The 26,265-nt window shown below is 45.8% G+C and carries 16 protein-coding genes; 10 read left to right on the top strand and 6 right to left on the bottom strand.

Annotated elements, in window-relative coordinates:
- Window positions 1–17 precede the first annotated feature (17 nt).
- The 10 genes from hrpB to OH459_RS04705 all read left to right on the top strand — a co-directional run bounded on the left by hrpB (window position 18) and on the right by OH459_RS04705 (window position 16,485).
- Window positions 18–2,486: an ATP-dependent helicase HrpB gene (hrpB, locus tag OH459_RS04750; RefSeq protein ID WP_269985993.1), complete on the top strand. Its 2,469-nt coding sequence runs from the start codon at window positions 18–20 to the stop codon at window positions 2,484–2,486.
- The gene (mrcB, locus tag OH459_RS04745; RefSeq protein WP_050936037.1) at window positions 2,479–4,866 is read left to right on the top strand and encodes a penicillin-binding protein 1B; all 2,388 of its coding nucleotides are present in this window, start codon (window positions 2,479–2,481) and stop codon (window positions 4,864–4,866) included. The genes hrpB and mrcB overlap by 8 nt, the downstream gene beginning before the upstream one ends.
- Window positions 4,867–4,953: 87 nt before the next feature.
- A complete protein-coding gene (locus tag OH459_RS04740; RefSeq protein ID WP_017817684.1) occupies window positions 4,954–7,272 on the top strand; it encodes a patatin-like phospholipase family protein in 2,319 nt (772 codons plus the stop codon).
- A 270-nt stretch (window positions 7,273–7,542) separates the two neighbouring features.
- Window positions 7,543–10,131, top strand: a complete 2,589-nt coding sequence (gene acnB, locus OH459_RS04735; RefSeq protein WP_269985992.1) for a bifunctional aconitate hydratase 2/2-methylisocitrate dehydratase — start codon at window positions 7,543–7,545, stop codon at window positions 10,129–10,131.
- Window positions 10,132–10,412: 281 nt separating this feature from the next.
- Window positions 10,413–10,781 carry a YacL family protein gene (locus tag OH459_RS04730; RefSeq protein ID WP_009698742.1) on the top strand — a complete coding sequence of 123 codons (369 nt, stop codon included), beginning with the start codon at window positions 10,413–10,415 and terminating at the stop codon, window positions 10,779–10,781.
- 188 nt (window positions 10,782–10,969) lie between these two features.
- Window positions 10,970–11,308, top strand: a complete 339-nt coding sequence (locus tag OH459_RS04725) for a P-II family nitrogen regulator (RefSeq protein WP_005439398.1) — start codon at window positions 10,970–10,972, stop codon at window positions 11,306–11,308.
- A 25-nt stretch (window positions 11,309–11,333) separates the two neighbouring features.
- The gene (locus tag OH459_RS04720) at window positions 11,334–12,563 is read left to right on the top strand and encodes an ammonium transporter (RefSeq protein ID WP_005446299.1); all 1,230 of its coding nucleotides are present in this window, start codon (window positions 11,334–11,336) and stop codon (window positions 12,561–12,563) included.
- A gap of 152 nt (window positions 12,564–12,715) precedes the next feature.
- Window positions 12,716–13,729, top strand: coding sequence for a Fe(3+) ABC transporter substrate-binding protein (locus tag OH459_RS04715; protein WP_005446300.1), 1,014 nt, complete (start codon window positions 12,716–12,718; stop codon window positions 13,727–13,729).
- 99 nt (window positions 13,730–13,828) lie between these two features.
- Window positions 13,829–15,454, top strand: coding sequence for an ABC transporter permease (locus OH459_RS04710; protein WP_017189149.1), 1,626 nt, complete (start codon window positions 13,829–13,831; stop codon window positions 15,452–15,454).
- Window positions 15,454–16,485, top strand: coding sequence for an ABC transporter ATP-binding protein (locus OH459_RS04705; protein ID WP_101904500.1), 1,032 nt, complete (start codon window positions 15,454–15,456; stop codon window positions 16,483–16,485). The genes OH459_RS04710 and OH459_RS04705 overlap by 1 nt, the downstream gene beginning before the upstream one ends.
- 103 nt (window positions 16,486–16,588) lie before the next feature.
- Here the strand turns inward: OH459_RS04705 and OH459_RS04700 are convergent, their stop codons facing one another.
- The 6 genes from OH459_RS04700 to OH459_RS04675 form a co-directional block, all read right to left on the bottom strand.
- Complete coding sequence (locus OH459_RS04700; protein WP_009698740.1) at window positions 16,589–18,001, bottom strand: phosphoglucomutase/phosphomannomutase family protein; 1,413 nt, start codon at window positions 17,999–18,001, stop codon at window positions 16,589–16,591.
- Window positions 18,002–18,125: 124 nt separating this feature from the next.
- Complete coding sequence (locus OH459_RS04695) at window positions 18,126–20,534, bottom strand: GH36-type glycosyl hydrolase domain-containing protein (RefSeq protein ID WP_009703764.1); 2,409 nt, start codon at window positions 20,532–20,534, stop codon at window positions 18,126–18,128.
- Between the two features lie 86 nt (window positions 20,535–20,620).
- Complete coding sequence (locus tag OH459_RS04690) at window positions 20,621–22,540, bottom strand: beta-N-acetylhexosaminidase (RefSeq protein WP_269985991.1); 1,920 nt, start codon at window positions 22,538–22,540, stop codon at window positions 20,621–20,623.
- An 8-nt stretch (window positions 22,541–22,548) separates the two neighbouring features.
- Window positions 22,549–23,439: an N-acetylglucosamine kinase gene (locus tag OH459_RS04685; RefSeq protein ID WP_009698737.1), complete on the bottom strand. Its 891-nt coding sequence runs from the start codon at window positions 23,437–23,439 to the stop codon at window positions 22,549–22,551.
- Between the two features lie 2 nt (window positions 23,440–23,441).
- Complete coding sequence (locus OH459_RS04680; protein ID WP_269985990.1) at window positions 23,442–25,181, bottom strand: glycoside hydrolase family 9 protein; 1,740 nt, start codon at window positions 25,179–25,181, stop codon at window positions 23,442–23,444.
- Window positions 25,182–25,252: 71 nt separating this feature from the next.
- Window positions 25,253–26,248: an ABC transporter ATP-binding protein gene (locus tag OH459_RS04675; RefSeq protein WP_005446311.1), complete on the bottom strand. Its 996-nt coding sequence runs from the start codon at window positions 26,246–26,248 to the stop codon at window positions 25,253–25,255.
- Between the last annotated feature and the right edge of the window lie 17 nt (window positions 26,249–26,265).

Raw genomic sequence — 26,265 nt, 5'->3', positions numbered from 1 at the left:
ACCACAGGGTATTTCCTTTGTCACAATTGCCGATTGAAGCCGTGATGCCACAATTACTTACGGCGGTCAAAAATCAACATCAAGTGATCCTCAAAGCCGCACCAGGTGCTGGTAAATCCACGTACTTCCCACTGCAACTTCTACAAAAACAATCTGTGACAGGCAAAATCGTGATGCTGGAGCCTCGACGTCTGGCGGCGCGTAATATCGCTCGTTATCTCGCACAGCAGTTAGGTGAACAAGTCGGAGAACGTGTTGGGTACCGAGTTCGCGGTGAAACGAAGGTGAGTAAAAACACGCAACTTGAAATTGTGACTGAAGGGATCATGACCCGTATGATCCAAAGTGACCCTGAATTAAACGGCATCGATTTACTGATCTTTGATGAATTTCATGAGCGCAGCATTCACGCAGACACCGCGTTGGCTTTCAGTTTAGAGGTTCAAGAGGCATTACGAGATGATTTAAAGCTTGTTGTGATGTCGGCAACGCTCGATCAAGGTGCGTTGCAAACCTTGCTGCCAGAGGCGGCATATATAGAGTCTCAAGGTCGCAGTTTTGAGGTAGAGACTCGTTACTTGCCGCTAGGAGTCAACGATCACCTACCGACATCAATGGCAAAAACAATAGAAAGTTTAATTCAGAAAGAGTCTGGTTCTTTGCTTGCTTTTCTTCCGGGTGTTGGTGCCATCAAGCAAGTGCAAGAGCGTTTAGTACACCTACCTGATAACGTAGAAGTGTGTCCGTTATACGGTCAACTTAGCTTTGCCGAGCAGCAAAAAGCCATCGCTCCTGCTTCTGGAGATAAACGCAAAGTCGTGCTCGCGACTAACATTGCCGAAACTTCTTTGACCATTGAAGGTATTCGACTAGTTGTTGATTCTGGATTAAAGCGTGTGGCGCGTTTTGATTTGAAGAATGGGCTTACGCGATTAGAGCAAGTACGAGTGGCACAATCGTCTGCGATTCAACGTTCTGGTCGTGCAGGGCGTATTGAAGAGGGGATTTGCGTTCGCCTTTACTCTGAAAGCCAATTTAAGCAGCAACCACAAGTACCACAGCCAGAAATACTGCACTCAGACTTAGCGAGCCTAGTGATGGAGTTAGCCTTTTGGGGAGCGGGAGATATTTCCGAGCTCAAATGGCTCAACACTCCTTCGGCGGCATCTCTTGCTCAAGCTAAGCAGTTGTTAATTGTGTTAGGGCTGCTTTCTGAGCAAGGTCAACTGACTCCTGAGGGCAAAATTGCTCATGAGCTTGGTGTAGAACCTCGCTCGGCAGCTATGCTAATTCAAGCACAGCAACATGACGTAAAAATGCTAAACACTGCACTGGCTGCGGTCGCTCTTATTGAAGAGCCAGAGCGTAATATCACGAATATCGCACACAGCTTACATCGTTGGGTGAGTGGTACACATCCGAAAAAATCGATATTGCATAAGCGATCTCAAACCGTCGCCCTTAAACTGGATACGATGTTCAGTCTATCAGAGGTTGATGAGCGAGCACTGCCGTTAGTATTAAGCCTTGCATTTCCTGATCGTGTCGCGCAGCAACGTTCGAATCAACATGGGCGTTTTACATTGTCCAACGGACATGGTGCTGAGTGCCGACCAGAAGAAACTTTAGGCGATTGTGATTACTTAATCGCGATTGATTTAATGCGATCGCATTCCAACTCTAGTCAAATTAATCTGGCTTGTGAACTAGATATCAATGAGTTAGAAGAAGTGTTTGAGCATCTCTTTACAACAGATGATGTGGTTGATTGGGATGAGAAAAAAGGTCGATTGATGGCTGAGCGTCAAGTTAAGCTTGGGCGTTTGATTATCAAGCGGGATGCCTTGCCAAGCCCAGGCAAAGAAAAAATGACACAAGCTTTACTCACCTATGTCCGCCGTCAGGGCTTACAAAGTCTAAACTGGACACCAGCAGCGGAGAATTTACTAGAACGTATTCGCTGTGCAGTGGAATGGTTACCAGAGCAGGCTTGGCCAAGTTTTGATGACGTTGATTTGCTGGCGAGCTTAGAAGAGTGGTTAGAGCCATACATGAGTACGGTTGCCTCAGTGAAAGACTTGGCAAAGGTAAATTTAGTGGAAGCACTAAATGCTCGATTGGGATGGCCGTTGAATCAGCATATTGATGAGTGGTTGCCTGAAGAGTACCGCCTGCCAACTGGTTCGAAAAAGCGAATTCGTTATCAGTGTGGTCATGAGCCTGTGCTTTCTGTCCGTATGCAAGAGGTGTTTGGTGAAAGTACTTCACCAACTGTGGCACAGGGACGAAAGCGCCTGGTGCTTGAATTACTCTCTCCAGCACAACGCCCTCTTCAGGTGACGACAGATCTCGCCGCATTCTGGGTGGGAAGCTACAAAGAAGTACAGAAAGAAATGAAAGGTCGTTACCCTAAGCATGTTTGGCCTGACGATCCAGCGACGCATGTAGCGACAACCAAAACAAAAAGACAATTGAACAATGACTGATACTAAAAAGCCCGGTGCAAAGCGAGCGCCAGCCAAGAAGACCGCGTCAAGTAAAACGACGACTAAGAAAAGTGGCGCAAAACGCCCAAGAAAATCACCAGCGAAAAAAACAAACAATGGTAAACGTTCTTGGCTTAAAGTCATTTGGTCGTTCAGTTGGAAAGCCGGCGTTGCCTTGGCTGCGGTGTTATTGTTTGTCGGTATTTACCTAGATAGTGTGGTTAAAGATCGCTTTGATGGTCAGTTGTTTGATCTGCCTACGGTGGTTTATGCCCGCATTCTCAATTTAAGCCCAGGACAGAACATTACGATTAAAGAGATGCGTAATGAACTCGATGTGCTGAACTACCGTAAAGTCAGCCAGCCTCGTTACCCAGGTGAGTATTCATCTTCTTCAACGCGTATTGAACTGATTCGTCGTCCGTTTGAATTTGCTGACGGACCAGAGCCTGATCGTCATGTGATGTTGCATTTCTCAAGCAGCGGCTTACAACGTATTCAATCTTTAGAGTCGAAAGGTGATCTTGGCTACTTACGCATTGAACCTAAGATGTTGGGAATGCTGGAAAAAGACCAAAATGAGCAACGTTTGTTCTTACGCCGCGATCAATTCCCGGAGATCTTAGTTGATGCATTATTAGCGACGGAAGATCGCGACTTTTATCAACACGATGGTGTATCACCACTTGCCATTGCACGTGCTTTAGTGGCGAACATCAAAGCGGGTCGTACCGTACAAGGCGGCAGTACGCTAACTCAACAGTTGGCGAAAAACTTGTTCCTGACTCGTGATAAAACCTTGTGGCGTAAGGTACGTGAAGCGTATATCGCATTAATTCTCGATTATCGTTACAGCAAAGACCGTATTCTGGAAGCTTACCTCAACGAGGTATATTTGGGTCAGAGCGGTGGTGATGCGATTCATGGTTTCGCTTTGGCATCACGCTATTACTTCGGTCAGCCTATCCAAGAGCTACGTATCGATCAGCTTGCAATGCTAGTGGGAATGGTAAAAGGACCATCTTACTACAACCCTATTCGCTACCCAGAACGTACTAAGACGCGTCGTGACTTAGTACTGCGTCTACTGATGCAACAAGACATGCTGACTGCGCAGCAATACGAACAAGCGGTGAGTCGTCCACTTGATACACAAAGCAAGCCACGTATCGCTAGTCGACAGCCTGCGTATTTCCAACAACTGAATATCGAACTGAAAGAGAAGGTGGGTGACAACTTCAAAGCAGAAACCGGATTACGCTTATTTACCTCTCTTGATCCTGTATCGCAAAGTAAACTCGAAAAAGCCATTGCGAAGAAAGTCCCTGAACTGGCAAAACGTGCGGGTAAGGAGCTTGAAGCGGCTGCTGTTGCCGTGGATCGTCATAGCGGTGAAATCCGCGCAATGGTGGGTGGTAAACGTGTCGGGTATGAAGGCTTTAACCGTGCACTGAATGCCAGTCGTCCAATTGGGTCATTAGTTAAACCTGCTATCTATCTGACGGCATTGGAGCAACCCGAGAAGTACAATCTTGGGACAACGCTTCATGACACGCCTCTGAGTTTGAAGGGGAGCAAAGGCTCCGTTTGGTCGCCACGCAACTTTGACCGTAAGTTTCGTGGTGATGTTCCGTTGTATTTAGCCTTGGCAAAATCATTGAATGTACCAACCGTTCGTTTGGGGATGCAGCTTGGTATCCCAGAGGTGTCTAATACCTTAGAACGCCTTGGTGTTGATAAGAATGAAATTCGCCCTGTGCCATCCATGTTCTTGGGCTCATTTTCATTAACACCGTTTGAAGTAGCGCAAATGTATCAAACGCTGACTAACTCTGGTAAGCGTGCCAAGCTGTCGGCGCTGCGTTCGGTTGTCGATATGGACGGCAATGCGCTTTATCAATCTCTCCCTCGGTCAGCCCCAGCAGTAGATGAACAAGCGGCTTGGTTAACGACCTATGCTATGAAGCAAGGTGTCGCACAAGGGACAGGACGATTCCTACAAAGTCAGTTTGCTTGGGCAGCACTAGCAGGAAAAACGGGTACGAGTAACGACAGTCGTGACAGTTGGTTTGTGGGTATTGATGGGCGTGAAGTTACCACGATTTGGCTTGGGCGCGATGACAATAAGTCTACAAAGTTGACAGGTTCAAGCGGTGCATTGCGTGTTTACGCGGAATACTTGAAACAGCGTATTCCTGAAAGGTTGGAGCTACCTTGGCCAAAAGAGGTGACGACACTTGGCTTCCAAAAAGCAGCGAACGGCGCGTTAGAAATCAATTGTCGTAGTGAGTACAAATTGCCAGTGTGGGACAAAACTGGGCAAATCAAACAACAATGCGAGAAAAAGTCGAACTGGTTGAATAATTTATTTGATTGGTAAGACCATCAAAAACACCATCACTGACTTGTGCAGTTGTTCAATTCTTAGTACAAGTAGGTGTTAAATATTCAATAAAGGAAGAAGTGAATGTTCAAAAAGTCGATCTCAAGCTCATGGTTGCGTTTTATTGCACTGTGGGTCTGCTCCTTTTTGATTGCCACTCCTTCCTTTGCCAAACACATCAGTGATGATCATCCTCGCCCTAAAATTGCCGTCGTGCTTGCTGGTGGTGGTGCAAAAGGTGCCGCCCATATCGGGGTTTTAAAGGCGCTTGAAGAGATGCATATTCCGGTTGATATCATTACCGGCACTAGCATGGGCGCTTATGTCGGTGGTTTATATGCAACTGGCATGAGCGCGGATGAAATTGAAAGCTTTATCTACAGTGTGGATTGGAACAGCGGCTATCGAGACCGTGTTGACCGCAGCCAACGTCGCGTCCGCGACAAAGAATATGAAGACCGTTATCAAATCACGACAGATCTAGGCTTAAGGTTTGGTGAAGTTCGTTCACCGACTGGTGTCGTTCAAGGGCAGAATATGCTTCGTATTTTGCGTGAAACGACAGGTAACCTTGGTCGTTTTGACTCTTTCGATGACCTTGCTATCCCATACCGCTCAGTCGCCACTGACATTGTTGAATTGGAAGAAGTGGTGCTTGATAACGGCTATCTTGTTGATGCAATGATGGCAAGTATGTCTGTTCCAGGCGCACTCCCTCCTTATGAACTAAATGGTCATATGCTGGTGGATGGCGGTGTGGTCAATAACATGCCCGTAGATGTCGCTCGTGCTATGGGGGCCAACATCGTTATTGCGGTGGATATCAGTACTGACTACAAAAGCAAAGAAGACTTTACCGGTTTGTTTACCGTTGCTGATCAGCTTTCTAACTATCTTGTTCGTCGTAGTACCCAAGAGCAAGCCGAAACACTAAGCGGAGATGATGTTTATATTCGTCCTAATGTAGGGCAAATGGAGACGGTTGAGTTCAATAAAATGCCCGATGCGTTTCAGGCTGGTTATGAGATCACCAAGAGTCTTGAGTCCAAATTGAAAGGCTTGAGTGTGTCGAATGCCGAGTACCAAAAGTACATTGAGCACAAGCAAGATGCGCGTAAAAATCTGGAATATGGTGATCAGCGCGTGGTTGATCAGATTGTATTGGTGAACAATACGCACTATAGCGATGTGTTGCTGACTAACCGTCTAGAGCTTGATACTGGGCGACCATTAAAAACAGACGAAATCGAAAAAGCGGTCGAAAACCTTTATGCGCTGGATCGCTTTGAATTGATCACTTACCACTTCGAAGAGATCGATGACGTTAATCTATTGGTCTTTGAGGTAAACGAAAAGTCATGGGGACCGAACTACCTCAATTTTCGCTTCTTCCTAGAAGATGACTTTAACACTGACAGCCAGTACGGAATCGGCGTGTCAGCAAACTTCACCAATCTGAACTCTCACGGTGCGGAACTGACTCTAAATGTTGATATGGGCACTGATAAACTGATTGAAGCGGAGTTGTACTCTCCAGTGCTTTCGAGTCAGGAATTGTTTGTTTCTGGAAAACTCAATTACAACACTGAAAACCGGAACTTACCTCTCGATGACGAGTTTGAAAATCCGGATATCGGCTCAGTTTACGATTACCTACCATTTTCTTACACCGAGTTTATTACTGAGCTAGCAGCGGGTGTGCAACCAACCTTGTGGCAAGAGTTCCGAGTTGGTGGTCGTTATACCAAAGGGACGATAGAGGCCTCCACCATTCAGTCTGCGGGCAATCTAGATTACGAGCGACTGGGGTTATTTGCCAACTATCGCTTAGATACACTGGATGATTTTGCATTTCCGACTCGTGGCATGCTGATTGACTTGGACTACCTTGTTTCTCACGACAAAACTCCAGAAGGTCTCCGAGGTGAAAACGCAAAAAACAGTATTGAAGATACGGTTTATGAAATTACCGCTCGTTTTAAGGGGGCGGTGACTCACAGTCGTCATACTTTAGTCGGTCAAGCGGAATACAGCTTTGTTGAGAGTAAAAACTCTTTTGTACCTTTGGATCCTAGAGAGCTAGGTGGTTTCTTAAATTTGTCCGGTATCCCTCGTAACAGTCTGATTGGACAAAACTTATTCTATACCAGTTTGGTGTATCGTTATAAATGGATGGATAACGACTTTGGGCTGTTTGAAGCGCCAGTTTACCTTGGTGCATCCCTTGAACATGGTGGTGTTTGGTCGGATAACGATCTCAAGCTGAATGAGGCACCGCTGTACAATGCCGCATCAATTTTCTTTGGTGTTGATTCGCCAATAGGACCCGTTATGTTGGCATACGGTCGTACAGAGCAGAATTTAGATGCTGTGTACTTGATCGTTGGAACATCATTTAAATAACCGGGAATAGGACAGCAAAATCTCCGCATATTTAGCCGAAATTCACAGGACTTTAGTCGTAAGTTGCTATGTTGGTCAAAATGATGAGATTTTAATTTAACGTTAAATTTGCTATCCTTTCGCCCACAGTTTGGCCTCTACGGCGCTGTTTCTCAATCAGAATTGAATGAAAACAAGGGCAATGGAGAGCCAAGTTTCCAAGGATGTTCACTCCTTTACTTTGAAAAATAGTAATTAAAAAGGAGGAACCGCAATGAGAGGAAAAAAGTCGTGCTTGAAGCCTACCGTAAACACGTCGAAGAGCGTGCTGCCGAAGGAGTTGTTCCTAAACCGCTAGACGCTGAACAAGTTGCTGGACTTGTTGAACTTCTGAAAAATCCCCCGCAAGGTGAAGAAGCTTTTATTCTTGACCTACTAGAGAACCGTATCCCACCAGGTGTAGATGAAGCTGCTTATGTAAAAGCGGGTTTCCTGACGGCGGTAGCAAAAGGTGAAGTGGAATCACCACTTGTGAGCCGTGAAAAGGCAGCTGAGCTACTAGGTACAATGCAAGGCGGTTACAACATCGCTCCTCTAGTTGAATTCCTAGAAGATGATCTACTAGCGCCTATTGCTGTAAAAGCGCTGTCTCATACTCTACTGATGTTTGACGCTTTCTATGATGTTGAAGAGAAAGCTAAAGCAGGTAATGCATTCGCGAAACAAGTTCTACAATCGTGGGCTGATGCTGAATGGTTCACATCGAAGAAGAAAGTCGCGGATCAGATTACTGTTAAAGTATTTAAAGTAACCGGTGAAACCAACACCGATGACTTGTCTCCAGCTCCAGATGCTTGGTCTCGTCCAGATATTCCAGTACACGCAAAAGCGATGCTGAAAATGGAACGAGATGGCATTGTACCGGATCAACCAGGCAGCGTTGGTCCTATCAATCAAATTGAAGAACTGCAAAAAGACGGCATTCCACTAGCATACGTAGGTGATGTTGTTGGTACCGGTTCTTCGCGTAAATCAGCAACTAACTCAGTGCTTTGGTTTATGGGTGAAGATATCCCATTTGTACCAAACAAGCGCACGGGTGGTATCTGTCTAGGTGGTAAGATCGCCCCAATTTTCTACAACACGATGGAAGATTCTGGTGCACTACCAATTGAACTAGACGTGCAAAACATGAACATGGGTGATGTGATTGATATCTTCCCATACGAAGGTGTTGTGCGTAAAAACGGTGAAGAGATCTCTAGCTTTGACCTGAGCAAAGTGTTGCTTGATGAAGTTCGTGCTGGTGGCCGTATTCCACTGATTATTGGTCGTGGCTTAACAAGCCGTGCTCGTGCATCACTTGGTCTAGAAGAAACCGATCTTTTTGCTAAGCCTGTTGACCCTTCAGCTTCTGATAAAGGTTACACCCTAGCTCAGAAGATGGTGGGTAAAGCATGTGGCGTAGAAGGTGTACGTGCAGGTCAATACTGTGAACCGAAGATGACAACGGTAGGTTCTCAGGATACTACCGGTCCAATGACACGTGACGAACTAAAAGACCTTGCGTGTCTGGGCTTCTCTGCTGATCTCGTGATGCAGTCATTTTGTCACACGTCTGCTTATCCAAAACCAGTCGATGTAAATACGCACCATACACTACCTGATTTCATTATGAACCGTGGTGGTGTATCGCTTCGTCCTGGTGATGGTGTAATTCACTCATGGTTAAACCGTATGCTTCTACCTGATACCGTTGGTACGGGTGGTGATTCACATACACGTTTCCCTCTTGGTATTTCATTCCCAGCAGGTTCAGGTCTCGTAGCATTCGCAGCTGCGACAGGTGTCATGCCACTGGATATGCCAGAGTCAATCTTGGTACGCTTTAAAGGTGAAATGCAGCCAGGTATCACGCTACGTGACTTGGTACATGCCATTCCTTACTACGCAATCCAACAAGGTCTACTGACGGTTGAGAAAGCAGGTAAGATCAACGAATTCTCTGGTCGTGTACTAGAAATTGAAGGCGTTGAGCACCTAACTGTAGAGCAGGCATTCGAGCTGTCTGATGCATCAGCAGAGCGTTCTGCGGCAGGTTGTACAGTTAAGCTATCTCAAGAGTCTATCGAGGAATACCTAAACTCAAACATCACTATGCTTAAGTGGATGATCTCGGAAGGTTACGGCGATCGTCGTACTATCGAGCGTCGTATCACAGCGATGGAAGAGTGGTTAGCAAACCCAGAGTTGATGGAAGCAGATGCAGATGCAGAATATGCGCACATTATTGAAATCGACCTAGCAGATATTCACGAGCCAATCCTATGTGCACCGAACGATCCAGATGACGCTCGTCTTCTATCTGAAGTTCAAGGTACACAGATTGATGAAGTGTTTATCGGTTCTTGTATGACTAACATTGGTCACTTCCGTGCAGCAGGTAAATTGCTAGAGCAATACGGTGGTCAATTAGATACTCGTCTATGGGTGGCACCGCCAACCAAGATGGACCGTGACCAACTGACAGAGGAAGGTTACTACGGTATCTATGGTCGTGCTGGTGTACGTATTGAAACGCCAGGGTGTTCTCTATGCATGGGTAACCAAGCACGCGTAGCAGATAAAGCGACGGTAATGTCGACTTCAACGCGTAACTTCCCGAACCGTCTTGGTACGGGTGCTAATGTTTACCTTGCGTCTGCGGAGCTAGCAGCGGTAGGTGCAATTCTAGGTAAGATTCCAACCAAAGAAGAGTACTTAGAATACGCGAAGCAAATTGATGCGACAGCAGCAGACACATACCGCTACTTGAACTTCCACAAGATGGATCAGTACACCAAGAAAGCGGCAGAAGTGATTTTCCAAGAGCCTGCATAATTCTTAGTGAGCTTTGCTAATACTTGATAAGCGCCCACCATTTGGTGGGCGTTTTTTTAGATAACGCATTGCGAGAGATCCCCAGCTCGCTCGTACCTCGCTCTTGAGGATGACGATTAAATAGCCAAGAGTAAAAACGATGTCATTCCCGAAAACGACAAAGGAGTGCTGTCGGGAATCTCTTTTAAACAAGCGATTGAGAGAGCTCCGCGTCTCGCGCTTCTCCCATCCCATATCTCCCTGTATACTCCGCACCAAATTGATACGAAAAGGCGATCTCGATGGAGTTTGAATTCATCCGCAATACATTGATGGGCGAATATTATGTCAAATGCAGTATGGGGCATGAGATTGTAGGTCGCTGGCTACAAGAAGAAATTGGCAAAGATCCGGCTAAGATTGCGCAAGTTGAAAGCTTGGTTGAACAGGCATTTTCTTCGCCATCTCAAGAGCATAGATTAACTGGATCTGAGATAAGTTTAATGATCGTCGGCGATGAAGTTCTGGTTCAAGAAAACGTACTGGGTCACGACTATGAAGTCGAGATGGAAAGTGAGTTCGATTTCTATGATGCTGAGAGTACTGCGAGTTGTGGTATTGAGGACTTTTGTGCCTTGATAGAGCAGTGGAAAGACTTTTTGAACATTTAATGCACAATTTTGGGTAGTCTAATTAGGGTTGCCTTATATTTGTGAAAAGGGCGCACCGATGTGGTGCGCCCTTTTTGTTTACAAGATTATTATTTTTAATAAGTTTATATAAATCAAATAGATAAAAAGTTGGCACGCAGCTTGGATTAATACAAGTGTTTCAGGATGAAAGCTGCGGAGAAGATTCAATGAAAATCATTAATGCCATTATAAAGCCTTTTAAATTAGACGATGTGCGCGAAGCATTGGCTGATGTCGGTATTGAAGGGATGACAGTATCAGAGGTTAAAGGTTTTGGTCGCCAAAAAGGGCACACGGAACTATATCGTGGTGCTGAATACCAAGTCGACTTTCTACCAAAAGTAAAACTAGAAATCGCGACCCATGCAGACAATGTGGAACGTGTGGTAGAAGCCATCACTAAAGCGGCTCAAACCGGAAAAATTGGTGACGGCAAGATTTTTGTCTACGACCTAAACCAAGCCGTGCGTATTCGTACTGGTGAAATGGACGCAGAAGCACTTTAAGAATTCAAGGGATTGGAGAACTATCATGGAATTAACAACAACGGTAACGGAATTACGTTACGCACTCGACACCTTTTTCTTCCTCATTTCCGGTGCGTTGGTAATGTGGATGGCAGCAGGCTTTGCCATGCTGGAAGCGGGCTTAGTTCGCTCTAAAAACACCACCGAAATTCTAACCAAAAATATCTGTCTATATGCGATTGCCTGTACCATGTTCTTATTGGTCGGCTACAACATTATGTATGTTGATAATGGCGAAGGCGGCTGGCTACCATCATTTGGTGCGCTAATTGGCACACAAGGTGAAGGGGCAGATCATTCTCTAGAGTCGGACTTCTTCTTCCAAGTTGTATTCGTAGCTACAGCAATGTCAGTCGTATCTGGTGCAGTTGCTGAGCGCATGAAGCTTTGGTCTTTCCTTATCTTCTCTGCGGTACTGACGGCATTTATCTACCCTATGGAAGGTTACTGGACTTGGGGCGGTGGTTTCTTATCAGAAGCTGGCTTTAGTGACTTTGCTGGTTCAGGCATTGTACACATGGCGGGTGCAGCAGCAGCGTTAGCTGGCGTATTACTACTGGGTGCTCGTAAAGGTAAATATGGCAAAAATGGTGAAATCTACCCAATTCCAGGTTCAAACATGCCTCTAGCGACATTAGGTACATTCATCCTTTGGTTTGGTTGGTTCGGTTTCAACGGCGGTTCTCAACTAATGGTTTCTGACTTTGAGAACGCGACAGCGGTAGGTCAAATTTTCTTGAACACTAACGCAGCGGCAGCGGCAGGCGCAATTGCAGCTCTACTAGTGTGTAAAACCACTTGGGGTAAAGCTGACCTAACGATGATTCTGAACGGTGCCTTGGCAGGTCTTGTAGCAATCACTGCCGATCCTCTATCACCATCACCACTTTATGCTGTGGCTATCGGTGCGGTATCTGGTGCGCTAGTTGTGTTCAGTATCATTGGTCTGGATAAAGTGAAGATTGATGATCCTGTAGGTGCTATCTCAGTTCATGGTGTGTGTGGCTTCTTTGGTCTTATGGTTGTGCCGCTAAGTAATGGTGATGCCACATTTGGTGCACAGCTTCTAGGTGCTGCTGTTATCTTCGCTTGGGTATTCGGTGCAAGCCTTGTGGTATGGGCAATTCTGAAGGCAACAATTGGTATCCGAGTGTCGGAAGACGAAGAGTTGGAAGGTATGGATATGCACGACTGTGGTGTTGGCGCTTACCCAGAATTCGTGACTGTGAAATAACAGTCATAACGACACAATTCGTTACAAAGTAAATCATCAAAAACCTGCTCTGACGAGTAGGTTTTTTTTATGGATTAATTGTTTTCTTATTGAACATGCATATAATAACGCAACTGATAAACGTTATCATTAGCATGGTAAAGGATTAAACAATGAAAAAACTGCTAACTCTTTCAGCGATTACTTGCGCAACTCTAGCTCCAACAGCAATGGCTGCTGAAGAAGTGAACGTCTACTCTTACCGTCAACCTTTCCTAGTTGAACCTATGTTCAACGAGTTCACTAAAGAAACTGGTATCAAAGTAAACGTTAAGTTTGCGAAAAAAGGTCTAGCAGAGAAGTTGGCTCAGGAAGGCGAATACAGCCCTGCTGATGTAATCCTTACTACAGATATCAGCCGTCTAGCTGAACTGACAAACAAAGGTCTGGTTCAAAAGGTAGACAGCAAAATCATCGAAGAAAACGTACCTGCACAGTACCAAGATAAAGAAAACGAGTGGTTTGCTCTAACTCTACGTACTCGTAACGTTTACTCTTCACGTGACCGTGTTGGTAAGCTAGGTAACGATTTCAACTATGCAGACCTAGCAAAGCCTGAATTCAAAGGCAAAATCTGTACACGCAGCGGTAAGCACCCTTACAACGTATCTCTAGTGTCTTCTATGATCGCGCACCACGGTGAAGCTGAAACAAAAGAGTGGCTAGAAGGCGTTAAAGCGAACCTAGCTCGTAAGCCTCAAGGTAACGACCGCGCTCAAGTTAAAGCAATCAAAGAAGGTCTATGTGACGTTTCTCTAGGTAACAGCTACTACCTAGGTAAGATGGTTAACGACAAAGAGCAAAAAGCTTGGGCTGACGCGGTATACATCAACTTCCCTAACCAAGAGACAACAGGTACTCACGTAAATATCTCTGGTATGGCAATGGCGAAGTTCTCTCCAAACAAAGACAACGCTGTGAAGCTAATGGAATTCCTAACGGGTGACAAAGCGCAGCAAATGTATGCAGAAGTAAACTACGAGTACCCAGTAAAAGAAGGCGTTAAGCGTTCTGAACTTGTGGAATCTTGGGGTGACTTCAAAGCAGATACTATCTCTCTAGATGACATTGCTTCTCACCACGAAGCTGCAATTAAGCTACTAGATGAAGTGAAATTTGACCTTTAATTCCATGTGGGGGTATAACTATACCCCCATTTGATTAAAGGATATGAGATGTATTTGCAACTGCATTTGTATTTCATAAAGCCTTGCAGTATTTAGGCAATGAAGAATAAACATTCTCTATGGAAAACCAGTAGTGGGGTGATCACCCTGTTACTGGTTTTGCCGATCTTAGCGATCTTCTATACCGCCATTGGCGAGACGGATGACTTGTTTACGCATTTGATGTCGACGGTCATGCCAACCTACATCTATAACACCGTTGCTCTGACCTCTGGTGTGATGATTCTTTCTTTGATTCTCGGTATCCCAAGCGCTTGGTTTATGGCTATGTGCAAACTGCCAACCGAGAAATGGTTACAATGGGCATTGGTTCTGCCTCTTGCTATGCCGGGTTATATCATTGGTTACATTTTTACGGATTGGTTTGATTTTGCCGGACCGATCCAGATCTTCTTACGTGATATAACCGGATGGGGACCTGGTGAGTACTGGTTTCCTGATATTCGTACCTTGAGTGGTGCGACCTTTGTTCTTTCTCTGGTTCTTTATCCATATGTTTACTTACTCTGCCGAGCGGCATTTATGGAACAGAACGTCTCTTTGTTACAAAGTGCACGCTTACTGAAGTGTTCTCCTTGGGAGAGCTTTTGGCGTATCTCTTTACCGCTTGTTAGACCTTCTATCGCCGTTGGTTTGTCTCTGGTCGCGATGGAAACCATTGGTGACTTCGGCACCGTCAGCTATTTTGCAGTGAACACACTTACCACTGCGGTTTATGATACTTGGCTTGGGTATTCGAACCTGAATGCCGCAGCGAAAATTTCAGCCATGATGTTGGTGATAGTTGTGTTGCTGTTAAGTGCTGAGCGCTACAGTCGCCGCAAGCAGAAGCTGTTCCAAAGCCAGTTTAATAGTCATGAAGATTTTCGCTATGAACTTCAAGGTTGGCAAAAGTGGGGCGCATTAGTTTGGTGTTGGGGCTTGGTTGCGATCGCATTTATTTTCCCTCTGCTACAGTTGATTGATTACGCTATTACTTACTTTGCGCAAAGCTGGACACCGGAGTTTCGTGAATATGCATGGAATAGTTTGGTGGTGTCAGTCGTGGCTGCAATCATCGGTGTTGCGATTGCTTTAACGGTAAACTTTAGTCAGCGAGTCAATGGTGGACGTTCAAGTTTAGCCTTTATGCGCCTATCTTCAATGGGATATGCGGTACCTGGTACTGTGCTCGCCATAGGTGTGATGGTGGCGGTGCTGTTTATGGATCATCGCGTGAACGATATTGCTAAAGCGATGGAGTGGGGTAGACCGGGACTGATCTTCTCAGGATCTATGTTTGCTCTGATTTTCGCGATGGTTGTTCGTTTCTCTGCTGTCGCGATCGGTAGCGTTGAGAGTAACCTAAATAAGATTTCGCCATCGTTGGATATGGCTTCGCGTACGATGGGTTGTACACCAAACACTATGTTGTGGCGTGTGCATTTTCCATTGGTTAAGCGTGGTGCCTTAATTGCTGGTCTGTTGGTGTTCATTGAGTCGATGAAAGAACTCAATGCCGCGTTATTGCTGCGCCCATTTAACTTCGAAACCTTGGCGACGTACGTGTATAACTTTGCCTCGGATGAGCATTTAGAACTTGCTGCATTACCCGCAGTATTACTGGTTCTTGTTGGGTTAATCCCGCTTGTTGTTGTTAACCGTTCACTGGAGCAAAGTCATTAATGAGCTGTGCATTATCCATTCAAAATCTTACTTGCCAGTATGAGTCACAAACTGTTCTTGAGTCTTTGTCCTTAGAAGTGGAACAGGGGCAAATTGTTTGTCTATTAGGCGCAAGTGGTTGTGGTAAGACAACGCTTCTGAAAGCCATTGCAGGTCTCCTTCCGCTAAGTTCAGGTCAAATGAGCCTGAACTGCCTCACTATTGATGACGGTAAAAATTGGTTACCACCAGAGCAGCGTAATATTGGCATGATCTTTCAAGATTACGCCTTGTTTCCGCACCTGACGGTTGCCGAGAACATTGCATTTGGTTTAAAGAATGAAACAGCGCAACAAAAGCTGCTGAAAGTAGAGGAAATGTTGGGCTTAGTTCATCTTAAAGGCTTTGGTGACCGTTACCCGCATCAGCTGTCGGGTGGTCAGCAACAGCGTGTTGCGATTGCTCGTTCACTGGCTTATAAGCCGGATCTTCTGTTGCTAGATGAACCATTTTCTAACATCGATACTCAGGTGCGTCACGAGCTGATCCGTGAAATTCGCAAGATTTTTAAGGAGCAGGGAGTTACTGCGATCTTTGTAACTCACAGTCGTGAAGAAGCTTTTGCTTTTGCCGATAAGATGGCAGTGATGAACCATGGTGTGATTGAACAGTACGGCACTGCCTCTGAACTTTACTATCAACCGTCGAGTAAGTTTGTTGCTGACTTCCTAGGTGGTGGTAGCTACCTTGCTGCAAAGCGAATCTCTGAGAACGAATTTGATACACACCTTGGCGTGGTGGAAGCGAACGCTCAGCAAGACATTAAGATGAATGGAGACTGTGCGCTGTTACTTCGTCCTCAGCATGTACAGATTGCCGCTGATGAAGAAAGTGCGGTCAAAGTGCTTGAACAACACTTTATGGGTGATCATTGCCGTTATGTGATTGATGTTAACGGCGACCGTTTATTAGCGACGTCAACGCAAGCGTTGAATGTCGGTGATAGCGTAGCAGTGAAAGTGGAAACACAAGGCGTGTTGGCTTTTGCGTAATCAGTTAAGCCCAAATTCAGCACCATAAAAAAGCCCGGCGCTAAAGCCGGGCAAGTGTTCTTCACCTATAGGTTATGTGCTCGAAGCGGGCACAAGGTGTCAGTTATAAAGACAAGAAGTCTTTAAACTGTTGAAGAACACGTTCCGCAGTGTCCTTATCTTGCATCTCTGCAAAAATACGTAGCAACGGTTCGGTACCAGAGAAACGAGCGATAATCCAACCACCGTTTTTGAAGTAAACTTTCGCACCATCTTCGTAGCTGACTTTTTCGATCTCAAACTCAAACTCAGGTAACTGCTTCTCAATATAAATCTTGTTGAACAACGCGTCTTTTTGCGCAGGTTTGAATTTGCAATCGCCTTCAGCCATATACGCATAGCCGTACTTACCGTAGATTTCATCGAGTAACTCAGACAGTTTTTTACCGGTTACTGAAATCATTTCCACCAATAGGCTTGATGCGAATACGCCATCCTTACCTTTGATGTGACCGCGAATGGTTAGACCGCCAGAACTTTCACCGCCAATCAGTGAATCGTCAGCTTCCATTTGAGAACTGATATGCTTAAAGCCGACAGGAACCTCAAAGCACTTTTCTCCGTGGTCTTCCGCGACTTTGTCGAGTAAGTGTGTAGTTGCGATATTACGCACTACTGAGCCTGTCCAGCCTTTGTATTCAAGCAAGTAGTAGTAAAGCAGCAGTAACACTTCATTTGGATGAATGAAATTACCTTTCTCGTCGATAATGCCAAGACGGTCTGCATCGCCATCGGTACCGATACCAATGTCATAGCCTTCCTGCTCAACAAGGTGCATCAAGCGATAAAGCGTTGCTGCACTTGGCGATGGCATCAATCCACCAAAGTCTGGGTTCTTGCCATCGTTGATCACGTCGACTTCACAGCGACCATTAATCAGTACCGTTTGAAGTGCGTTTTTTGCAACACCAAACATAGGGTCGATCAATACGCGTAGATTTGCCTTTTTGATCGCCTCGATGTCGATAAAGTCAATGATTGAGTCAACAAACTCGTTCATCGGGTTGATGATTTGAATCAGCTTATCTTCAACCGCTTGTTCAAAGTCGACGCTTTTTACATCTTGTGTCGTTAGCGTTGATATTTGTGATTCGATTTTTTGTGTGATGATTTCATCAGCGTCGCGACCGCCTTCAATGAAGACTTTGATGCCGTTGTAATCGGCAGGGTTGTGTGATGCGGTAATACATGCTGAGTAAGCACAACCCATTTCCTTCGCTTTGAACATCACAATAGGCGTTGGAACAAACTTGTCGATAAAGCTAACCACAATGCCGTTTGCTGCTAGTACTTCAGCGAACCAACGACCAGCTTTATCAGAAAGAAAGCGGCGGTCATAACCAATGACAAAACCACGATCAGCCACGGATTCGTTATTCGTAATGTTTGCGACTGCTTGAGCAACTAAACGTACATTATCTTTGGTGAACTCCTCACCGATAAATGCACGCCAACCACCTGTACCAAATTTGATCATAATTCGATCCTCGATAAGAGCGGCATCCCACCGCTTCTTAAATCTTTGCTAGCGAACCGATGCGCTTATCAAACTCAAGTGCACCGGATAAACCAAAGGGGAGAAGGACTCCCCTAAAAGATGATTAACCTAGAGTAACGATAACTTCGTTTACTGAACCTTGCGCTTGAACTGGCACCGATGCACCACTTACCGCTTCACCGTTTACGGTAATCGACTTAACACCTTTGCTCACTGAATCAGGGTTAACGACTTTGATGTTGTACGTTGCACCTAACCATTGACGAGTCACTTCGAAACCTGGCCAGTTCGTTGGGATACAAGGATCGATGGTCAGGCCATCGAAGCCTGTACGCACACCGAGGATAAAGTTGGTTACGGCGAAGTAAGCCCAACCAGATGTACCTGTTAACCATGGGTGGTTTGCACGACCGTGGTCTTGGTGGTCACGACCCATGATGAACTGTACGTACGAGTAAGGTTCTGCAATACGTTTTTCGATGATGTCGTTCTGGTTGTATGGGTTTAGTGCATCGTAGAACTTCATTGCACGGTCACCACGACCTAATTTAGCCTCAGCTACCCAAGCCCATGGGTTTGGATGTGAGAAGATTGCCCCGTTTTCTTTTACGCCTTGATAAACGCGAGTCACAAAGCCGATGTCATCGTTTGGTGTTGCGAATGATGGTGAATTTAGGTGTAAGCCATATTCAGAGAACAGGTTCTCATCGACTGCGTCCATCGCTTTTTCACCACGCTCTTGAGATACCGCACCTGAAAGTACCGCAAGCGTGTTTGACTCAAGGTGTACTCGACCTTCCGCTTGTTGCGCTGTACCGATCTTGTCACCATTTTTCGTTAGACCACGGATGTACCAACCACCTTCGTCATCCCAAAGGTGTGTTTCACATGCTTCACGAACGTTTGCTGCCATTTCCGTGTATTTTTCAACGTCAGCTTGTTTACCTAAGTATTTCGCTAGGTCGATGAACTCTTGCAGTGCCCAGAAGTGTAGGAACGACACCATTGAAGATTCACCACCACCGAGGTTTAGACAGTCGTTCCAGTCTGCACGCAGACCTTTACAGATACCGGTTTGACCTACGTATTCAGCCGAGAAGTCTAGTGCTGCCTTCATGTGGTCATAAACCGTGGCATCACCCCCGTCAGCATAAGGGATCACTTCGTCGAAGAAGCTATGTTCACCCGTTTCCATCACGTACTTACAGATGGTTGGGACTAACCATAGATGGTCATCCGAACATGTGTCTTCGATACCGTGAATCTTGTCTTCATCAGACGGAGTAGGAACAACTGTTGGTGATTTCGATGGTTTAACGTCAGCTTTTTCTGGATCGAACCAATCTGGATCAAATAGGTGTAGACCGTAACCCGCTTTCACCTGACCGCGTAGCAGGTCAACGATACGTTTACGCGTCATTGCAGGGTTAGCATGAGGAACTGAGATCGCATCTTGCGCTGTATCGCGGTAACCCAGACCAGTACGACCACCCACTTCGATGAATGAAGCAAAGCGAGACCAAACGACACAAGTTTCCGCTTGGTATAGCGTCCAAGCGTTGATCATGGTGTCTAGACCTTCGTTTGGTGATTTCACTTGGAACTTGCCACAACGCTCATCCCAGTGTGCTTTGATACCAGCAAATGCGTTGTCAACTTCTGCAAGATCTTGGTACTTAGCACGCAGACGCTCACCGTTGCCTTTACCGATACCTAGAATGTAAGCAAAGCGAACTTCCTCACCTGGTTGGATGGTAAATTGCTTGTGCAGAGAGCCACAGTGGTTGTAACAAGTTTGTGCGGTGTTGAAACACTTACCTTGTTCCACTGCTAACGGATTTGCTTCGTCACGGTATAGACCAAGGAAGCTGTCACGTTGACCGTCGTATGAATCTGGGTCAAATGTTGAAGCTAGGTAGTAGAAACCTTCGAAATCGTTCGTGTTGTAGTACAGGTCGTACTCAATCACGCCTTCGTTGTAAGCCGTACCTGCTGAGTAAAGAGACATCTGATGGTTTTGGTTATCAGATTGAATGTGGCTGAATGAGAACTCAACAAATGAGAATGCGCTGATCGTGCGTGGTTTGTCAGAGGTGTTTTTAATCACTACATCCCAGATTTCAGCGTCTTCACCTTTTGGAACGAACAATGTTTTCGTCGCGGTAATACCGCTGTATTCACATTTGAACTTAGAGTAAGACAAGCCGTGACGAACTTCGTAGTTTGCTTCATCTAGGCTTTTCGCAACAGGTTGCCAAGAGATTGACCAGTAATCACCTGTCTCATCATCACGCAGGTAAACGTAGTGTCCTGGGCGATCGAATGTCGCGTTTGGACGGAATTTAGTAACACGGTTGTATTCTGGAGAGTTGTAGAACGAGTAGCCACCCGCGTTGTGCGAGATAACTGTACAGAACTTCTCAGTACCTAGGTAGTTTGTCCATGGTGCTGGTACGTCAGGGCGAGTGATGACGTATTCGCGATTCTCGTTATCGAAATAGCCGTATTTCATTTGTGTATTTCCTTTTTACTAAGCTGCGCCTGCAGCCAAAAATTTAAAAACTCTTTAAGCGTGATGCGTTGGCATCTGGCTTGGTATTACTTCCACGGTTTACGGTAATTCACTCCCTGCAAGTCAAGCAGAGGTAGGTGTCCTTTCAACCGTGATAAATAGTCGGTCCAATCGCGGTGTTGTTTTTCAGTCCAACATGCTTCTGCCATGGCAGTCAGGCGAGGGAAAATCATGTAGTCCATGCGCGATGGGTTGTTGATTATTTCGCACCATAGAGCGGTTTGAATGCCCCAAATGCGTTTTCTGATTGGATCGTCAGCAGGCACTTCTGCTAACGGCTCGTAGTTGTAAGCTTTCTCTAATGGCAGCGGGTTAGCCCAGTCCACTCCAGGCTCTTCTGGTGCGTAGTCTTGGGTCATATCCAAATAAGTAGTTTGTGCAGGTTGCAGCACCACATCAAAGCCTTGGCGAGCACAGTTCAATGCTGCTTCTTCGCTTAACCATGAGTAAATCACGGTATCTTTGCTGACCTTGTTGCCGTGTTGAGCTTCTTCCCAACCCAGCATGCGTTTACCCAGTTTGCGCAGTTTGTCTTCTGCATGACGCAGGAAGTGACCTTGCAGCTCTTTGTAATCGGTGTAACCCAATTGCTCCATTAGGGCTTGGCAAGCAGGACTTTTCGACCACACGCCGTTAGGCACTTCGTCCGCACCAATGTGAACATAAGGAGCAGGGAATAGATCTGCGATCTCTTCAAGTACTTTGTCGATAAACTCGTAACTGCCCGGAAGAGCTGGGTTAATGACATTATCGTTGTAATGCTGAATGCTGCGGTACTCAGTGGTGTCTTCTGCTTCAATTAACAGGTGAGGCAGAGACTTAATTGCGGCGCGGCAATGACCAGGTACATCAATTTCAGGAATGATGGTGATACCACGTTGCTCTGCAAATGCGATAACGTCTCGGATTTCTTCTTGCGTGTAGAAGCCACCGTAGCGTTGAGATAAATGGGTGTATTGCGGCTCGATGGTTTCATCGATACCACGCCATGCGCCAATTTCCGTAAGCTGAGGCAGTGATTTGATCTCGACACGCCAGCCTTCATCGTCAGTGAGATGCCAATGGAACGTGTTGAACTTGTAATGCGCCAGCAAGTTGATCAGGCGTTTTACTTGCTCTACGGAATGGAAATGGCGAGCACAGTCCAACATCATGCCGCGATAACGAAAGCGTGGGCTATCTATAATCGAACAGCACACTGCTTCCATGGTTTTGGTTGCTTCATCTCGTTTTAGTAGCTGCAATAAAGTTGCACAAGCATGGGTAAAGCCAGATGAAGAGCCTGCTTCAATCTTGATCGACTCTTCTGATACTTTGAGCTTATATGCCCCCTCATCCAGTGTTGGGTTGCTTTTGAAAATGATTTTGCCGCTGTTAGAAGAAGAAAGTGTAAATTGGTGAATACGCTGGAGCTCTTCTAGTAACCACGCTTTTGCTGAGTTAGCTAAGTCGGTATAAATTGCAACGCCAGCTTGTTCGTCAAAAGTGAACGAGTGGTCGCTGACTTCAATATGGTTTGGTTTTGGCAATAACGGTTGAGCGTGCGTTAAGCTTGCTGGAATATCGCTGCGTTCCCGATATGGTGAAGCCAAAACAATAGGGGTAACATCGACCTGAGCACGTTGAGGTTGACCATCAACAACAAAGTCGATCATCGCTTCATTAAAGCCATCCGAATAATAACGGAATGGGTTAGAGCCAATGCTGAATTCACAGTAATAGTGGTGGTTGGCAGCCAGCACTATACCTTCTGGTTTGAGTGTGCAAAAACTACCAATCTGAGTAAGTTGACCATTTGAAACGCTATCTGGAAGAATGTAACGATCGAAAGCAAAAGTTAAGCCCCAGCTGTTTAGGTCTTGGTCGCTCAAATTATGAAAGGTGAGTCCAAAGCGACAGTTTTGTTTTTGTTCAGAAAGGACCACTAAATCAACACGATATTCCATGTTCACTCCTACTCAACACTCACCGAGTAAAGGTTATGTTCTGGCTTACCAGCAAACATAATGGCTCCTTCAATCGCATCAAACTGAGGTTCAACCACCCACTGTTGAACTGGTGGAGATAACCAGTTCAGGATTCGCTCTGCGATACTGCCCATTAGGCAGATACGAGTAGCCCCACGCTTATTCAGCGCGACTAAGAACATTTCTATATCGGCTGCGGTTTGCTTTAGCATTTCAATCGCCAGTGCATCACCTTGTTCAGCATGTTGGAAAATTGCTGGAGAGAATTGACCGTAATCGCGAGGTAGAGCCTGCTTAGACCATGCCACTACGTTGTCGATATCATTTTCAAAATGTGCCATTACGTGTGCTGCTAGAGGTGTTTTTTCGCGAATGCCGTCTTCTGCCAGCAAGACTTGTTGGATCAGACGCAACCCCATGACTGCGCCGCCACCTTGATCGGAGATTGGGAACTCACGACCGCCAACGACATGTTGCTCGAGACCTTTGAGGAAAATGCCGCATGAACCTGTTCCTGCGATCATGATTGCGCCATCTTCACCGTTATGCGCACCAATACATGCTCCGTAAGCATCGGTATTGAGTGTCATACTGGCAAATGGGTGTTCCAAAGCCATGAATGCTTGCCAAGAGGTTTTATGTTCCGCACCTGCTAGAGCCAGACCTACGTGCATAGAAGCGAAATCTTGTTGAGTTAGCCCGCCTTGTGCTGCCGCTGAAGCAATAGATTCAAGAATCGACGCCATCGCGATGTCTGCGCCCAGCATGATGTTTGCACTGCCGCTTTTGGCTTCACCAATGAAGTTGCCTTGTGCATCTTTGATTCGAGCGCGGCATGACGTGCCGCCTCCATCAATACCTACAAAATACATCCCCATGTTTATTGCTCCTTGAAGGCTTGAGAGTTGGCTAAAGTCGAGATGTGCTGAGCCTGACTCATCACCGCGAGTAGGAACCAAGCACCATGTGGGATCCATTGTTCACCCCAGCGCCAGTTCTGAAGCATGTCGTCTTTCTGCGCTGGTGGATTAAATGCAATGTCTTCCTCATCTTCGAAACCGCCGGTAATGCCATTACACACGCCACCTTTTGCATTGAAGAAACCGTATTGAGGAAGATAGTCCGGATTGTTACGACCATGACCATCCAACATACACATGTCGTATGGGTTCAGCCCCACAATCCAGTTAATAGAATCTTGTGCGAGTTTAGAAAGCTGCTGTTTTAGTGCTTTTGACTCAATGAAAGGGAGTGCCCCATAAGCCATGGTTGCCAGTGAACCTAAGCGAGCATTTTCACCTTGCCACCAGTAACCTGATTCGTTGTTGTGTGCGACAAAGAACGCATCACGTTTCGCTTCATCTACGCCTTTAACGTACTGGCGTGGGTAGCCAAATGGGTTCTTAACTTTGTTGGTGATAGAGACTTCAAATTCACACGCTTGAGTGATGATTTGCTTTGCTACCGATGCGCGCTCAGAGTCGTCTTCGATGGTTAAGTATTCACATAGTGCGATCACTGGAAGTCCTGCTTCTGCTGCATGGAAGTAAGGTCGACTGCCATCTTGATTAGCACTCCAAAAGTGTTGAATGTACTCATCACTTGTTTGGCGAGTTGAAAGACGTTTTGCCCATACGCGGCTTTCTTCTAGGTAGCGTACCTCTTTGGTGGTCTTAAATAGCTCTACAACGGCAAGAAGCGCACAGTATTCATCGATGATGTTTTCTTCACCATCGTTCAAGTATTGGGTGTTGTGTTCTTTTAGGTGCCAGTAGCCGTTTTCTGCCGCATTACGGTATTTTTGTTGGTCGAATTCGCCATGAACATCTAGGCGTGCTGTTGAAGCTAATGCTGCAATGCTGATGCCTGCACCTTGTCGATAGCCTGCTTGATAGTCATCGAACTTATGACCAAGTTGAGTTTCATACGCGCAAATCTCGCGTTGCGCTGTATCTTTACTCCATTTGTCGAACACGGTCATGTAGAAGAAGCCTTTTTCATTTTGCATACGAACAAGGAAGTCTGCGCCAAATAACGCTTCTTCAACAAGACGAGTGGCCGTGAACTTAGCCAGTTTGTCGTTACCTTCGAGCAGAGATAATCCTTTCAACATGTTCCAAACTACCATCGGTGTCTGTTGTGGATTTAGGTAGTTTGCGTATGACAAATGGCTTAGATATTTACTGACGTCGCCTGATGCGTCATACCAACCGCCGTGAACATCTGCGGTTTCGCTAGAGTTAAGTAGCGGTGCCTGGCGATCTTGTTGATCGAAAATGCCGCCGCAGCGTTGAGATTTAAAATAATGGATCACATCAGACAACGTACGATCGAGAAGAATATGCTCTCCAATCTCAAAGTGAGATGAGCGCAAATGATCGAAGCGAAGGTAGTAGTTACCGGGAGTGTTAAATGAAGAAAAGTCGACAAGGTAAAAATGACCTTGATGCCAGTTTGCCACTTTGCCTTGCTTTTCTACTGTCAGTGTCGCAACAGTTTGGTGGCTGTCGGCACAAACCAATAAAGCAGTATAAGAAGACAGACGCGGTTGACTCGTCTGGATGATCGCTTTCTTAGGACCCAGACGCTCGTAACCAATATGGTTAGTCAGTAGCAGCATTCAATTTCTCCGGGAAACAATAAAATACAAAGGGAAAAAGGGGTCAGATTGATACCTGACCCTCGTTATGATTAATCTTCGAATAAGTAACAACGAACAAAATGGTTATCGGACAATTGAGTCACACCTGGCAGTCGCTCACGACATTTTTCTGTGGCATGAACGCAGCGTCCTGCAAATGGGCAACCGACTGATTCTGGTGTCCACAGTGGGATTTCACCTTTGTTACCTTTCAATTTCTCGTGAATTGACTTCGATGGATCGGGTACCGCTGAAACCAGTAGTTGTGTGTATGGGTGTTGCGGATCGTGGATGATTTCTTCAGTGTCTCCCCATTCAACCATGTGACCCACGTACATAACTGCAAGATCTTCAGCAATGTAACGTGCTGTCGCGATATCGTGAGTGATATAAAGCAGAGACATTTGCTTCTCAAACTTCATCTCTTCCATTAGGTTGAGAACACCAGCGCGGATCGATACATCAAGCATTGATGTTGGTTCGTCAGCCAATACCACTTCTGCACCAACCGCAATGTTGCGAGCCAAGTTCACGCGTTGACGCTGACCACCAGAAAGCTGGTGCGGGAACTTTTGTGCCGTCTCTTTTGGTGGAATCAGACCAACTTGTTCCAACAAATCATACACGCGCTCTTCCAACTCTTTCTTGTTGCCCGGTGCGATCTTTTTGTGGATCAGCAGTGGGCGAGCAATATGGTGGAAGATGTTGTGTGTTGGGTTTAGCGAGCCAAACGGGTCTTGCCATACCATTTGTACGCCTTCACGGTAGGTCATCAAATCGTGTCGAGAGGTGATGTCTTGGATGTCACGCCCTTTGTATTCGATGATGCCATCCGTTGGTGCATACATTTTCGCAATCATTTTTGCGGTAGTAGATTTACCTGAACCAGATTCACCTACTACTGACAAACCGCGGCTTTTGTACATTTTGAAAGATACGTCGTTGATTGCACGCATCTTAGATTGTTTGATTGAGTTACTGTTTAAAGGGAAGTCTTTAACGACATTTTTACCTTCAATCAGCAGTTCGCCGAATTGTTTGCTCATAATTCTCTCCAGTGTAA

Origin of the sequence: Vibrio sp. MM46, assembly GCF_027587135.1 — a bacterium.
In the GTDB taxonomy this organism is placed as follows: Bacteria; Pseudomonadota; Gammaproteobacteria; order Enterobacterales; family Vibrionaceae; genus Vibrio; species Vibrio harveyi.
This window is presented reverse-complemented; position numbering and strand designations above follow the sequence as displayed.